Source organism: Mesorhizobium sp. M1142 (assembly GCF_040318565.1).
GTDB lineage: Bacteria > Pseudomonadota > Alphaproteobacteria > Rhizobiales > Rhizobiaceae > Mesorhizobium.
The window spans coordinates 256,223-271,388 of sequence record NZ_JAMYMK010000001.1; the positions used below are offsets into that span (position 1 = coordinate 256,223).

Sequence of the window (15,166 nt, forward strand, 5' to 3'; positions counted from 1 at the left end):
GCGATCGCCGGCAATCTGAGTTTGGCCTGTCGCCAAAGGGACCGGGCTTGTCGTCCTGTCACTTCACCGTAGCCGCTTGAACCAGCGACAACAGCAGACATCCCGTTCATCAACCTCTCAAATGACCGCATTCCAGTCGAAGGTTGTCTCTTGTGGGTGTGCGACCGATGAGCGTAGGACAGCGCTCGCCCGGTTTCTGGAACCGTCATTCGTGCCGCCCAGCTTGCACAGGAAAATATCAGGACAATGGATACGACAAGCAGCGGACCGGACGACAGTGAATTGGCCGGATTTACGATAGTGGATTTCTATAGAAAGAATGGCGTCTCGCCTGGCGCCGACTTTTTTGTAGTCGGCAGCGGTTCTCTGGAACGGAGCGGCGCGCACGGCTTGCTCTTGACACTGCTAGGGAACGACAAGGGCCCTCTCGTCCAGGAGGTGGTGATAATTCTGCCGCCGGGGCAAACCGAAGAGACGGCCAGGACGGGCATTGAGACCGCCTATCGCCAGCAAGCCATTGAGTTGTATTCCCTCGAACGGGAAAAGTCGGACCAGATCACGCTGTCTCCTAAAATACGTTTCGTGACGATGGCGACCTTCGACGCGCCCGCTCTCGTAGAGTTCATTCGGGCATCCCATCCGGCCGCTTTCGTTGTGCCGTGGGCGGCGCGATATCGCAAACCACTCGACTTGCCGGCTATTCCCGAAGCTCCCGAAGATGTTTGGGTCCCCGAACTCCACGCCCTTGGCAAATCCGTTGTCGAGACTGTGTATCCCGTGGGTAGCTATGTGGTCTTGGATGCCGGCGAATGGTGGCCTGAACGCCAGCGGCACCAGGACTTGTTGTCGGCGGTCGACCATTGCGGTGTTGCGACTGCGAGCAATCCTGGGCTGTCGGTCCTTGCGGCCACCGCACTCCGACAGCGCTGGATCGGTCTAGCGCGCGCCGGCGAAATCGCCACGGCCCTTGGTGAGATTGCAAGCCAGCCTAGTCTCTCGCCTGCGCAACGTGTCTTCAATCGAATGACGGCCTTCAACGAGGCAGGTTTCATCATCGAGACCGTGGCGGAGTTCACGCGGGAGAAAGACGTCATCGACGCCGAGAAAGGGGACGGTGCTTTGCTCTTTGTCGGACCCGCCATCGAAGCGGGTCTGACCGAGCCAGCCCAAAGCCTGCTCGCGCGGGCATATCCTGAGCTCAGTCGCGCTGAAACGATGCAGATGGCGCTACGACATGCCGACGATTTGGGAGATGCAGCACTGGTCGAAGCGATTGAGGCGACTCTTGGTGAGAGATATCCCCGATCGCCACTTTTGGTCGAGCGCTCGGTCCGACGACTCGTTGCGGAGGACCGACGCGGCGACGCAGCGCTGCGGCTCGAAGAAACCGGCAATGCCGACGCTAGCCTCGAGGCGGCCTATCTCCGCTGGCTCGATGCCGAACTGACCGCCGAACCGTTGGAACCTGAACGCGTGCTGGCGAAATGCCGAGTAGCCTTTCCGGCGTGTCTGGCCCGGGCCCGGCGAGCCACCGCAACGGCCCTCGAGCGGGCTGGGCGCCGCGCCGAGGCGTTTGATCTTCTCCTTGCTGACGTCGGCGACACCAGCGAACAATCCCGGGCCAATGTCTGGGCCGCGATGGAGATGCTCGAACGCGGTATCCTCACGCTTGATGCGGCATGCGACAGCGCAAGGGCGGCGACGGTCGTGGGCGAGTCCATCCGCTGGCTTTCGCGCAATCCGCTTGACGGCCACGTCCGATTGAAGGTCGCTGACCTTCTGTCTCCGCAGATGATCGGTGGCGCGGCCTCGACGGCCGTCATTGCGAAAGTCTGTCTGCAATATGGCGAACGCGACGTAAGCCTCCGTGCCTCTACGCCCCTTGAGCAACGACCGAGGCCGTGTGATCCAAAGCTCTTATCGCCCATTCTGCGCACGGGTATGGAGCACTTTGAGCGGGAGCCTGGGACCGTGCTGGGCCGCTCCCGTTTCCCCGCCGACAAGTTGTCCATACCCGCCGACGAGGCGGTAGCTGGATTCGTCGAGCTGCTGGAATATGCGGGAGAGACCTATAGCGAAGGGGACGCCACCGCAATCGAGAACTACCTGCTCGTCGCCACTTCGCTGGCCACTCTCGGCACGCAGCCTGACGCTGACCTGATGCTACTGCGAACTGCGGGGGGAAAATTTGCGCTGCATGGTCAAGCTCAGCGCGCTCGTGACCTCGCGGAGCATGCACTCAACATTGCCGGTACGGACCCGCATCGGATCAGAGTCGCTTGGTACAGCTTCGCCGATCTCTATCACAGGTCAGGCCATGTGATCGAAGCTCTCATTGGCTATGCTTGCGCCTTGGCCGCCGACACCGCGGTGGATGGAGACCAACTGTGGTACGAGAGCCACCTGGTATTCGCCTTTTCCGCGACATTGGCCTCATTCCGCTCCTTCCTCCCCTGATGACGCGCGCCCGCGCGGCGCTCGCGATCGCAGGATTGACGGAACGCCGAGGTCATTGGCTCGATACGATTGAGTTGCAGATCCGTCTGGCCGGCGTCAACCGGAAGGCGCTTGACGCGGATGAAGTCGCGGTCCTGATGGCGGACACGACGGCCAATCTGCGGGCTGTCATTGAAAACAACGACGATGCCGGGCCTGCCACCATGTTGCTGGCTTCCATCGCCCGCATCGCACGAAACGCCGGAATCCCAGTCCCGACAGACGTCGAGGCGGCTATCGCCGAGGGGCGGGCTCGTCTCGGCGATCTGGCGCAAACCCTTCTCGCCATTACCACCGATGCGGCGCCAGACAAGGAGACAGTCGCACGGCTGGCCGCCGCGATCGACGCCGCCCGCTACGCCGACGATGTCGGCTTTGACTTGCGCCATCTCGCGATCGGAGCAAAGCGTCTGCTGGAAGTCGGGACTGACGATCCCGACACGGCAGCCTTCGCCATCGAGATCATCAGCGACCTTGGGTTGCCAGCGCCGAGCGGCGGACGCGTGACGGAACTTCCAAAGGAGGTTGGAGTGCCCGCGCGTTACGCCCGTGAGGTCGCTGCGGAGGGCATTGACGTTGTCATGCTCGGGTTGGCCAACAACAGACTGACCCGAGTGATCTTCTCGCAAACGGAAGCATCGATCGTGGTGGAGGACGAGGAGACCTTTTCAGGCACGTCGCTGCGCGAGTGGCGGGAGCGCTATCCTCATGCCTACCAAGATCCGAAGCGCGATACGTCGCACGATTTCTTCCTGAGCACGCGTCATTTGGGGCTGTCCAAGCTCCCTGCGCGGGCAGTCATCGTCGCAGAGACCGAGCTGCAGGCGCTGCCTCCCAACATTCTTCAGATCGACCGCCAGCTGGCGGGTCAGGAGCATCGTCTTGCAGTGGCACCCTCCATCACATGGCTTCGTGACGCGCGTCGGACAGCATTCAAAGGGGATGGCTTCATTCGCGCCTGGATTCCCGACGCTGAGCCTGCGGAGGGGCTGCCCGCTCTTGCCGTCCTTGCAGATCGGCTACGAGCAAGCTTTGAAAATCATGCCGTGGAACTCTTCAATGGTGAAGACACGCCGACGGAACTGTCAAATTCCGATATGGTGATTATCGGCGCTCATGGCGGCGTCGGCGAGGGCAAACGCTATTTCCGTGTCGTCACCGATGATGTCGATCTTGCGCTGGCGTCGTCGACAGTGTCCGGAGCGTTGCGGGATATCGGCGTGGTCGTTCTGTTCGTGTGCTCCGGCGGTCGGATCGACAAGCATCCCGGCGCAAGCACGACCATCGGACTTACCAAGCAATTGCTCGCACGCGGATGTCGGGCTGTCGTGGCCCCGCCCTGGCCGCTCGAAAATTCAGTGCCTCCTGTATGGCTGCCAACCTTCCTAGATCGATGGATGGCGCACGCGCCAGTGATCGACGCATGCTTTGACGCCAATGGGGCCGTACGTGCCGCGCGTGGCGCGGACCCCGCTGCCGATCTGGCTATGACGGTCTATGGCGACCCATTGATCGCCCGACCGGCACGGTGAACGGTTTCCGCCTGCTGCATGCCCGTCCGCACCGCACAATCCAATGGCATACTGCGATCTCACCCCATCGCTGACGACACGGGTTTGGTGCCAATTGCAACAACCCCGAATGGCAAGGCGCCAGACGAGTTCTTGGTGCCCGGAACTGGCAGCAGGAAGCGCCCCAAACGCATCTGACCCTTGAAACGTGAAAAGCGTATGCTATGTTCCGCGTTTGTTCTCATCGGACATGATGCCAAGCGATTGGACGACATTCGCCGATTGCCACCAACTGAACTTCTTCGCGGACGATGAGCGTGTTAATCGCATCGTCGCCATGAGCCGGGGATTATGCCGACTTTTCGACTCATTGCAGAAGGAACCGTTCCCAGCCCTACGAAATTTTTCGCTTCAAAAAGGGGAACCGATAACGGGAAAAGGGGGCGTCTATCCAGTGCAGGAGCGCTACCCAAGATTCAGCCGCCAAGATTCTCGGAGGTTTTCTCGTTCAACTACGAGGCAGCGGTGGCTTGAAGAAAACACATCATGTGTCGCCAGCTGCGAGAGCGGGGCGACCATGCTTTTCCCACGAGCGCACCGCCGCGAGCTGTTCTTTTCCATCTCAGCGTCGGCTAGGGGCTGACGTCGAAGGAGCTGTAGTCGGGATGCGCAATGCGGGTGGCCGCGCCAAGCATAATATGCTATCTGACTTCGATGATTCTGATCGAAAATTTGCGACGCCAGTCGCTCCACGCGCAAAGCACGGTGTATAGCCCGGCGAGCGGCAATTTCCGCCTATTTGCATGATCGTACCTCTGTTCCCACCACTCGACGGGAGTCCGGCGGAGCGTTTTCCCGAGTTCGCCCGCTCGCTCTCAGCGGCTCAACAGGCCGGCGACCGTGGCAGTATGCAAGAAATCTTGTCGAGTGAACTGCGGTGGTGCGAACGCGCGACACAACTTGGAGAGCAGCGGCTCGTCTATGAGGCGTGCATCCGCGTTCTGATGGATCTCGTGAGGCTCCGCTGGAAGCTGGTCGAACAGGGATATGGGTTCGCGCTGGAAAATCCCAAAGAGGTGGTCAGCGGTCGTCCAACAGCGGAGATTGTTGCCAGTAAGGAGATCCTGCGCTCCGAGCTTCGCCCGTTGGTGCAGGATCAACTCGACCAGCCCGCGGTTCGCGCGTTCATTCATAGAATGGAGGCTGGGAGCCGCGACAAGAAGAGCATTCGACTTCTTTTTACAGATGGCTCCGAGCTCGCCGGAAGGCTGGCCAAAGCAGCGGACATGGAGGGGACGGCTCGAACCGAGGCGCTGAGCAAGGCGGTCAAGCCGGTGCTTGAGCTCGCTGACGACACCAAGGACGAATTGACAGGCCACAGCCTGCGCGAAATCTGGCGCTATGTTCGGTATACGTGGTCAATTCCACAGGTGCCAACACCTGGCCGTCAGCTGCTTTACCTTGTTCGCGATCACGCGCTCCCCTCAAAGCCGATCATTGGGATCGCCTCCCTGAACAATTGCCCGTTGGAAATGGGTGAGACGCGCGAATCATTCATCGGCTGGCATCGCCGGGCTTTGGGGCCACGGTTCGCAGCCGCAGCTGCGTCAGGGGTAATGGCGCTCGACGCCGAGGTTCGCTGGCTGGAGCAACAGATCGACACGTCTCTAGGGGAGGTCGAATGGACAAACTTGGTGACAGCCGAGCAGGTTGCTGAGCCGGATGACCAAATCATACGCAAACTTCTGCGACGCGGACAGGAGTTTGCACGTCTTCGCGAAGAGCTGTTGCGCGAATTGGCAAGTGGCGAGCTCGATGCCTTCGAGGTGACACGTTGGGAAATGGACGACGCGCCGCCCGTCGATGACAATGTGCTCGAGATGGAGGCAAAGGCTTCCATCGACGCTCGTATGCACACGGCCAGAAAACAGCTCATAGCGAAGAAACGCGCGCATGCTATTGGACGATTGCTGCAAGCTCGTCTTGCTCTAAAGAAACATCGGTCGGCACTGGTTGATCCGGTCAGAGCGATGGCCACACTGGAACAGGACGAGGTACGAAGCGCGATCAACATCGTCCTCGAAGCCTTGAAGGCACGACGTGCTGGTGCCAATCTTTTGGAAATCACAACATGCGGTGCGATCCCCCCCTACTCCGGGATGCTCGGCGGCAAGCTGGTCGCACTTCTGATGCTGAGCCCTCAGGTGGCTGCGGACTATCGCCGAGCATACGACAGTCCGTCGATCATATCGTCACAAATGCGCAACCAACCGGTCACGCGGGACACCGCATTGGTCTATCTTGGAACGACCAGCCTCTATGTTCACGGGTCGAGCCAATACAACCGGCTCCGTATTCCTTCGGGGACGATCGCGCCTGACCAAGCGGAGATCGCCTATCGGTCTATCGGACCGACTTCGGGATTCGGAACCGTCCAGTTCTCTCCCGAAACAAGTCGCTCGATCGACGCGCTGCTCTCTCGCACGCATGAATATAAGGAGGTCAACAGCGTCTTTGGCGAAGGAACCAGCCCAAAGCTTCGAAAGCTCAAAATGGGCCTTCGAATGCTGGGTTTTGATCCCGACAAACTCCTCCAGCACCGTCAGCGTCGGCTGATATATGCCGCGCCATTGTTCGACGCTGCGCGGGACTGGCTTATGGAACGAACCAGCCGCCTTCCGTCCTATGTCGCCGACCCGGACAATTTTGAGGGAGCAACCGAGCGTATTGCAGACTATTGGCGGTCGCGTTGGCTTGCGAGCCGGCTCAACCACCAGCCAGCTCTAAAGCATTTGCTGGTGGACAGTTTCCGACCGCTGGGCGACTATCTGACCGACCAAGGGGACAGTATTGAGTGATTAAGAGCGGGAACCCGGAGACTACGGGGGTAGACGATACTGGTGACTGCAAATTGTGGACGACGCTGGCGGCAGCAGGCCCGAAAGCCATCGCTGAAGCTCTAACGGCGGAGGAGTTCGACCGCCTGCATGTGCCCACCTCAATCGAGACTTTCGTAGCCCAACAGGTCGCGGAGGGAAGAAGCGTCATCCTTACCGGCAACGCCGGGGACGGCAAGACCCATATTCTGCGTCGTATCCGACCGGCACTTGAGGCGGCGGGTGCGCACGTGCTGTCCGACGCGACGGCGCTCATGCGTGGCGACGATCCGACGCCTGTGCTGGACGCTTGGCGCGGGGCTTTACGGGCTGGTCGACCGTTCTGCATGGCTGCGAACGAATACCCGTTGTTTCAGCTGCGTACCGTCAAGGAAGGATTCGAGCAGCTCGCGGAGGTCGAACGCCAATGCCGCCACCGGCTGGCCTACGGCACCAATTCGGCGGACGAGGACGCCCGAAGCGATGTCATTGTCGTCGACCTCAGCCTTCGCAATCCGCTAGCCGCCAACTTTTTCAGCCGTCTGGTCGACACGCTGCTGAACGACAGTGCGCTGCGGCGTATGATAAATGTCGACCGCGATACCATCGCAGCGCGAAACCATGCCCTGCTCAGTATCCCGAGCGTGCGGGAGCGGTTGGCATTTTTGATGGCTCGACTGTTGTCGGTCGGACACCGCGCCACGGTGCGAGAATTGTGGATCCTGGCCGCCCGCTTGATTTTCGGAACGAGCGGTCAACGCGACTATCAGCGTTCCGACTGGTATTCCGAAACGCTGTTTGCCGCCGATGCACGGTTCGATCTTACCGTCGCAATGCGCGATGTCGATCCTGCCCGATGCAGTCATCCGCAATGGGACGTGGTCCTTGAGTCTCGCGGCGAGCCCATTCGATCGGGATGGGCAGCAACACCTCCCGCGCCGGCACCGCATTCGCTTCTTGATGAAGAAAACTTTGCAGCGTTGAAGCGGCGCTTCTATTTCGAACACCGCGATGGACACCACGCTTTCGCGCTTGCAGATCCAGATGCGCAGGACTTCAGCAAACTTCTCTCTGGAGGATCAAACGGTCAACTTGCCAGTCAACTAATCACCGCCATCAATGCGGCATACTGCCCAGTCAGATTCTCGGGCAGTGAGGATCATCTTTATTTGTGGAATGGTCACAGATTCCACGAGCAGCCTTCGCGATCGTTTCTCGCAGCCTGTCGGATTGCAATCGACCGATTCTCTGTCGATGTGCCTCGCCTGCCTTCGAGGCTGACGGGCTGCTTTGAGTATCAGCCCGATCACATCGCCCTCAGCGTCCCCTCCCTGGCCAACAATCCGAAATTGCGGATTGATTTCCCCTTGTACCGAACGCTCAAACGCCTCGGGCGCGGACTTCCGCGCAAGCTCATTCCGGAACGCGACATCCACAAGCTCGATGCTTTCTTGGAAAGGCTCGGCAAAGCGGATGACAGTGGTGTCCGCACGATTTGGTCGGTCCACCTCGAAAATCTTGACGTGATCCAGATCAGCCTGAGCGCTGATGGCAAACGCTATGATGGGGTCAAGCGCTATGCTTAAACCGCGCCGGACCAAGGAAGGCATCTCGGCAGATGCCGCCGCTGAACGGCGCGTTCATGCGGCGTTTCTGGGGTATCAGCCAAAGCGCATGAAGCCAGTCCATTTTGCCACGAGCTTTCTGCTCGCGCTGACTGAGCGGCAGTACGAACTAGAACTGCTGAACAAGGCATCTGTGCCCAAAGCCGCGCCGCGCGACAAGAAAAACTTGCTCGACGAATATCCGTCAGATCGGCTCTACCCTCGGCTGGTCGAGTTAGAGCGCCTCAGCAGCGACATCGATGCGGAAGATTTTCGCGCGCTTCGCGCCCATCTTAATGCCGCCTATAACAACGATGGCGCAGCGCTGAACGCCGCCTTCGCCCCGTACAACTCTCCCGGAACGGATTACAGTGCACCGTCGCTCCGCTACGTCTCCAACAAGTCGAAAAATCATGGATATTCCGGAACATTCGTATTGAGAGTTCTGGAGGCAACGGCTGAGGGTCAGGCTGTCCTGGAAGGCTGCCGACGCTTGCTGGAAGCACCACCGCCGCCACTTGCGGACCTGGGCGCGCCACTGCTCGATGAGTTCGATGAGCCATTTGCGGACCGTTACGACGAGCAATTCGGCCCGTTGGACAGCGATCGGCTGAGGCTTCTTGGATCCGAAATGCAGGCGCAAACCGCGGCCATTGGCCGGCTGGTGCAGAATTTGGAGACGAGCCGATCTGCCTACGCGCTCCGCTTCCTCATCATCGGCCTTTGCGGCTGGCTGTTTGTCTACATGATGAAGCGAGGTGGTTCAGACCCACTTTTGCTAGTGGACGCTTTGCAAGGGACGAACCCGCGCATCCGTGCGCAGAGCCGAGCAAGCTATGCGAGGCAGCTGGATATCTTTTCGGCAAGCTATGATCGCCAGCGGGACGGAAAGGCGACCGAATTGTCCGCCAGTGATTGGGCTGTTTTCGCCGCGTCCGCCGATGCCCGCCAAACCCTTGATGATCATTTCCGCGACCTCGGCGTTCGAATTGGCTTTGTTCAACCTCGCGCTGCGAACGCGAAGCGTAAGCACATTGAGATTCAAGCCGACACGCTGCGTGTGCTGGTCTTAAGCTTGATAGGACCGCGGCAGATCATGACCCTATCAGAATTGGCCCGTGCTCTGCGCCAGACGTGGTGCATCTGCGTGGGCGCCGATGCCGAGGACGCCCAGCTGTTGCGCGCACAGCGTTTCGGTCCGCTCGACAGCGACGAGGACCTGCAGCCCAACGCAGCGAGCTTTCAGGCTCTGCTTGTCCGCCTCGGTCTTGCGGTCGAGCCGTCGGACGGTCTGACGTTGTGCGCAATTGATGCCGAGGACCTTATTTAGAATGACCCGTCTGGCACCGCATTTTGTCGCACAAGCCCTTGCTTGTTGGATCGTCGAGGCACTCGACCGCGACAATGATTTCGCACGCGAAGGTCTTCCGCGATGCGACGTGAAAATTCTCGTAAAGGCGCTCAGCAAATCATCCCGCTTTGTCGATGAAGGATTTTCTCTGGCTCTTGTCGGATTTGGCGTTGACGATGACGCATTGAAGGAGATCGTGAGGTCAGGCGGACTGCAGGGCCTTGCCGGCATAACCACCGATTTGCACGTCGCGACGGAATGGCGGAATGAGCGGGATCAGCATCCACGGATCATTGCGCTTGCGACTGGATATAACCCGAGCGTCCACGGCCTTCGATTCTTTGCGCGCGCGACATCGTCGGAACTCGCATCCTACTTGCTCGCTTGGGCAAGGTCGGATCCAGCATTTACTGCGACCCCTCAGCATCGCATGCTTTTGCAGGCGCTGAGCGATCAGCAAGCGCTCAAGCCGTTGCGCTCGCTGGATGGCATCACGGCGTTTCTGGAAGCGTGGTCAAAAGCTCCAATTGGTGCAATCGACGCACCGAGGGAGGCATTGCCGGCGCTCGGTTTGCTCCCGGACCCCCATCTGTTCGAAAAGCCTGACATTGGCAAAGAGCTGGAGCGCAATCTCCAGTTGGGCGAGCTCGTCACGATCCTGTCTCCCGGGGAAATTCGTCAGAAGCGCGCTCGAGCCGCTCGATACATCAATGACGCTACTCGCGACAGTGTCAGCGCAGCATTGGACCGGCTCGACGCCCATAGGCGTGGCGATCCCCTATCCGGGCTAACTCTCGAAGACGCAACGCAGCTCATTCGTTTGCCCCTCGACAGGCCGATGGATGACGAGGCGGGACCCGTCGATGATGCGGACGAGATTGGGCGTGCGCCTCAGCGCGAACCGGACCTTTCGGTAGAGTCGATCGATGCCTTGCTAGAAGGACGAGAAGAAGACCTCGAGGCGATAGGCGTTGCTCTCGACAAGGCATGGGAGGAATTCGACGGGGACAGGATCTCCGCGAGCGCGCAGACATCCCGGGGTACCGTAACCCTGGATGAGCCTGTCGATCAGAAACTGCTGGAATGGGTAACCGCCTTCTGCGCCGTTGACCGGTTCGGCGGCCTCATAGAAACGGACGTTGCGGATCTGCCTCAGGCGCTGGCGCGCTATGTCGAGTTCGACCCCACGTTCCTGGATGTCGAGGCTATCTGGCGCCACAACGGGCAGGTGCGCTCAATTGAAAACTTGCTTGAAAAATGGGATACCGTCGACGCCGTGCGGGAAGCATGTTCGCGACCGCTCGTAGACACATGGAAGGATTTTGTCGCGCGGCGCGCGGACTTGGCAAGTTGGGTACAGCCGCTCACGATACACCCTCGTGAATGGCTCGACAGCCATCCGACAAGCCGCGAGATGTGCAAGGCCTATTTGGCTGCAGCCTCTGAATTGTTCAGAAACGTTCAGCGCCACTACAGGCTGGTTTGGGAGCGGTCTCGCGAATGGGCGCAAGCGACCCTTGATGGGATACTGTCGCTCGACATCGTTCAAGTTCGTATTCGGCGGGCCGATGGCGGCGTCAGCGCCAAGTCCGTCATGTTGCCTCTCCATCCGCTGCATTTGTGGCGCTACCAGCGACTTGGTGAGGTCCTGAAGGATCTTGCCCAGACGAGCACGCTTGACGAGGCCGATCGAGCCGTTCTCATCGCGGAACTTAAAAGGCCGGAGCAGTTTCTGGGGGTTATCCGCACTGGCGCGACCCCTGACGGGCGTGGTTTGAACCAGCTCCTTCCTGTCGCAAACACAATCTGGGGTATGGCGACTTTCGAAAATCTGCACAACGCTGTCAGCAGTGCTGATGGTGTGGATACGCTCATCCTGGCGATCGATCACTACGTGCTGCTGTACCCAAACCATCCGCGTCCGCTTCGCCTGGCTCTGATCAATCCGCCAGAGCCTTCGAAATTGCTCGAACGCATTGCGAGGCTTCTGGACGAGCGACGTAACAATGTGAATCGCCTGCCTGGGATCGAAGTGACGATTCTAGCAAGTTCGGGGCACCAGGACCGTCTCGTCGCTGCCGCCACGCTTGAGGGCCGGGCTCAAGATCTTATTTATGAGAAGGTTGCGGCCGGTCGATTTGATCTTCGTGTCCAGACTGTGGCTGCCGACAGCCTGCAGCATCTGGTCGACGGTGCCCTGAGCGAAAGGGCGTTCCATATTGCAGCAATATTTGACGAGTCTGCAATTTCGGTACGGCGGCGTAGGGTGGAACGATTCCTGCCGATGAGCCCATTTTGCATTCGTTACGAGATCGTCGTTGACGAATTTCTTGGCGACATCAGTCTCAGCCCTCATCCAGGAGAGCCGCCCTTCTCTGACTTCGTCCTTATGATCCATGAGCTTGAACAAGAGCAGCGAGACAGCACGATGGTGGCGTCCGCCGATGCTGACATGCTCCGCGCGACGATTGACAAGCTTGTACTTGGCGATGCGCCCATCGCGCGCTGGGTGCTTCTCGCCGATCGCGCTCTGCCGGCCGAAACCGGCATGCGTTCGGTGCGATTGCTTGAGCGAAAGGAAGGCCACAGACAGCTCCTGCTCAGTGCGGCCGATTATGGCCGGCTGTCGAACCTTATGTATTCGGCATTCCAGTCCTGCAACCTGACGGTCACGCCCGATGGCCTTGGCGATATCCTGCGTCAAGGCGTCAACCTGGTGGGGGCCGGTCTGCTCGATATGATCAAGAAGCAATCGGGACAGCCGGACAATGGCAAGGTCTTAGGCTTTGTCGGCATGCTGCTCGCTGCGCGCGATCTGCGACGCTCCCACCCCGACGCACTGATTGCGTCGGTCGATGGCAAGATTGCGAGGCTGTGGCTCAAATTGGGTGTAAGGGCGGGGCCTGAACGCTGCGACTTGTTGTCGGTGCGCCGTGACCCTGATGGCGCGTTCCGGCTGACGGCCATAGAGGTGAAGACAACACAGGAAACTGTCCTATCTGACGAGGCGGCACTGATCGCACGGGCTGTGGCACAGATACAGAGTACGGCTGCGGTTCTCGCTAACGCCGTTGCGGGCGACGGCCCCTTCGGCGCGCCACGGTCTGAAATGTTGAAAGAGGTCTTGGTACGCGCTGCCTCGGGCAGGTGGAGCACCGAGGCCGAGGACAGTGCGCGCCGCCTGGCCTGGGGTCCCTGGCTTCAAAAATTGTTTGGTAACACGAGTGAACGACCTGTTGTCCGGATTGATGGCGAGGTTGTTCTGGTCAAATTGCGCTCTGCTGAGTCGCCGCGTTCAACCGTGCTCCCCGGCACGGCAATTCCCATAGTGGTGCGCACGATTACCGAGCCGCTGGCAGAGTCGCTAATCGCTCAAGAACAGCAGACACCACCGCTGCCGGGGCGCGCGCCACCGGACGACACATCCTCAGGCCCCAAGCCTCCCAAACCAACACGACCCAAAGCGCCCGCCAGCGACGGGGCCGAAGCTGAGTTGGCGAATGTAACAATTGACCGTGGCGAGACGGTGCAGCCGGCAACACCGGAAATGGCCAAGCCGAAGAGTGAGCAATCTGAAGTTCCTGCTCAATCGCCCCTGATCATAGACCCCGCCGATCCACTGGAATGGCCGCCCGCCGTGAACGCGCTCGGCATGATCGGACAATATGAAGTTGCTCGCGAGCTGGTGAACCAGGCGCAAAAGGCGCTTGGCTGGGGTGAGCGCTTCCTCGACAAGTTATTTGTCGGACCAGCGGGCGTGGGCAAGACCACTCTTGCTCGTCGGATTGCCGAGCAGGTGCTTAAGTTGGAGCCGATCATATTCAACGGGGCGGATCTTCGCCGTCCTGACATGATCATCGATCGGCTCGTAGAGCACAAAAAAGTGCCACGCCGCGCGACCGGAACGGTTGAGGTCGAGCCATGCCTGATTTTCATCGACGAGGTGCACGCGATCGCGGGATCCGTCGCGACTGTGTTGTTGAGCGCCCTTGATGAGCGTCGCAACACGACCGTGGGCAACACTGTGTATAGCTTCGCTAGAGTCGTATTCCTGCTCGCCACGACCGACCCAGGCAAGTTGACCGAGGCGTTTTTGAGCCGGCCGGACCGCACGACTTTGCGATCCTACACGCTGGAAGAATTGGCCGGAATTGTTTGGCTCCATTCTAAGGAGAAGCTTGAAGGCGCGGCGTTGAGCCGTGAGACATGCATAGAAATAGCAGCGCGCATGCAGTGCGCGCCTCGCCCAGCCGTGAACATTCTCGAGCCGTTGGTCGCGAGCTTTTATGGGGTCGCCGCAAGCGCCTTGGGGGATGTTCCGAGCCGTGCGGACGTTTCCCGCTTGATGACGTCCGATGCAGTTTCAAGCTGGTTCGAAAACACTCATTCTATCGACAGGAACGGTCTGACCCCAACCCATCGCGAATATCTCATTTTGCTACGCACGCGCGGTCCAACGTCAGAAGAGGAGGTGCGCCGTGGTCTCGGCATTTCAAATCGCGGAGATTTCGTGGAAATTTCCGAGTATCTCACGCGACTCGATCTTATCCGGGTAGGACCGGGTGGCAGAAGTCTCACTTCCGATGGACGCCGCTACTTGTCGGCGCCGGTGGTTCCGGATTTCCGCGATCGCATCTCGCGCCGAACAACATAACGTTCATGGCCTGAAACAACTACGGCAGCGCTTCGCAGGATCTTCCGGCACTGGTGCTTGTGAGGGCCATTCCGGTATTCATGGGAAGTCACAGGGTTCATCTGGTGGTTGATCGTGCGCTGCGCGAGAATGGCAACGCGATGACCGTGCCGGCAGGTGAGAAATGAGATGGGTGAGCGGCAGAACACCAAGCTCGAGGCAGAGGGGGCTGAGTTCATGGTTCTCGGTCTGCTATTGGTCGAGGGTCTCCACTGCTTTAAGGCATACACAAATTTCGCCGGCTATGACTTGGTTGCGCTAGACCCTTCGACGGGTCGTTCAGCGCGGATACAGGTGAAGAGCCGATGGGCAACTGATTACGATCGCTCGTTCGCCATAAAGAACTTTGATTGCGACTTTGTCGTTCTCGCCGCGTTGAATCGTGGATACAGGTTCAGACGCGCGGCCACGCGAGCCCCTGACGACGGGAGGAGACCGCCCCGGTTCTTCTGTTTCCCTGTTGAGATTGTCCGGGCCGCCCAAAGCGCGACCGATCTCTGGGGAAAGGTCTCGCTGTCTCGGATCGACAACCCAGAGAGCTACGAGGACGCCTGGCATCTGATCCAAGAGTGGATAGGCGATCAGAAATGACACGGATCACCCAAAAGGCGGCGCGGCAATGACGAGCATGGAAT

7 protein-coding genes are annotated in these 15,166 nt (G+C 59.5%); all 7 read left to right on the forward strand.

The features are described 5' to 3' along the window. The first annotated feature begins 246 nt into the window (after positions 1-246). The 7 genes from NKH42_RS01265 to NKH42_RS01295 all read left to right on the forward strand — a co-directional run bounded on the left by NKH42_RS01265 (position 247) and on the right by NKH42_RS01295 (position 15,122). A complete protein-coding gene (locus NKH42_RS01265; RefSeq protein WP_352973882.1) occupies positions 247-2,457 on the forward strand; it encodes a hypothetical protein in 2,211 nt (736 codons plus the stop codon). Then, positions 2,457-4,028 (forward strand): CHAT domain-containing protein, encoded by a 1,572-nt coding sequence (locus NKH42_RS01270; RefSeq protein ID WP_352973884.1) that lies wholly within the window; start codon positions 2,457-2,459, stop codon positions 4,026-4,028. The genes NKH42_RS01265 and NKH42_RS01270 overlap by 1 nt, the downstream gene beginning before the upstream one ends. A gap of 782 nt (positions 4,029-4,810) precedes the next feature. Next, positions 4,811-6,865: a Druantia anti-phage system protein DruA gene (locus NKH42_RS01275; RefSeq protein ID WP_352973885.1), complete on the forward strand. Its 2,055-nt coding sequence runs from the start codon at positions 4,811-4,813 to the stop codon at positions 6,863-6,865. Positions 6,866-6,918: 53 nt separating this feature from the next. Next, on the forward strand, positions 6,919-8,469 hold the full coding sequence (locus NKH42_RS01280) for a DEAD/DEAH box-containing ATP-dependent helicase (RefSeq protein ID WP_352973887.1): 1,551 nt from the start codon (positions 6,919-6,921) through the stop codon (positions 8,467-8,469). After that, positions 8,462-9,817, forward strand: coding sequence for a hypothetical protein (locus tag NKH42_RS01285; RefSeq protein ID WP_352973888.1), 1,356 nt, complete (start codon positions 8,462-8,464; stop codon positions 9,815-9,817). Before NKH42_RS01280 ends, NKH42_RS01285 begins: the two co-directional genes overlap by 8 nt. A gap of 1 nt (position 9,818) precedes the next feature. Continuing rightward, on the forward strand, positions 9,819-14,492 hold the full coding sequence (locus NKH42_RS01290) for an AAA family ATPase (protein ID WP_352973890.1): 4,674 nt from the start codon (positions 9,819-9,821) through the stop codon (positions 14,490-14,492). A gap of 168 nt (positions 14,493-14,660) precedes the next feature. Then, a complete protein-coding gene (locus NKH42_RS01295; RefSeq protein WP_352973891.1) occupies positions 14,661-15,122 on the forward strand; it encodes a hypothetical protein in 462 nt (153 codons plus the stop codon). The last annotated feature ends 44 nt before the right edge of the window (positions 15,123-15,166 follow it).

What these genes read in the sequence shown, in the direction of transcription:
- NKH42_RS01285 (WP_352973888.1), top strand. Translation starts at nt 8,462, where the DNA reads ATGCTTAAACCGCGCCGGACCAAGGAAGGCATCTCGGCAGATGCCGCC.
- NKH42_RS01295 (WP_352973891.1), top strand. Translation starts at nt 14,661, where the DNA reads ATGGGTGAGCGGCAGAACACCAAGCTCGAGGCAGAGGGGGCTGAGTTC.
- NKH42_RS01265 (WP_352973882.1), top strand. Translation starts at nt 247, where the DNA reads ATGGATACGACAAGCAGCGGACCGGACGACAGTGAATTGGCCGGATTT.
- NKH42_RS01290 (WP_352973890.1), top strand. Translation starts at nt 9,819, where the DNA reads ATGACCCGTCTGGCACCGCATTTTGTCGCACAAGCCCTTGCTTGTTGG.
- NKH42_RS01275 (WP_352973885.1), top strand. Translation starts at nt 4,811, where the DNA reads ATGATCGTACCTCTGTTCCCACCACTCGACGGGAGTCCGGCGGAGCGT.
- NKH42_RS01270 (WP_352973884.1), top strand. Translation starts at nt 2,457, where the DNA reads ATGACGCGCGCCCGCGCGGCGCTCGCGATCGCAGGATTGACGGAACGC.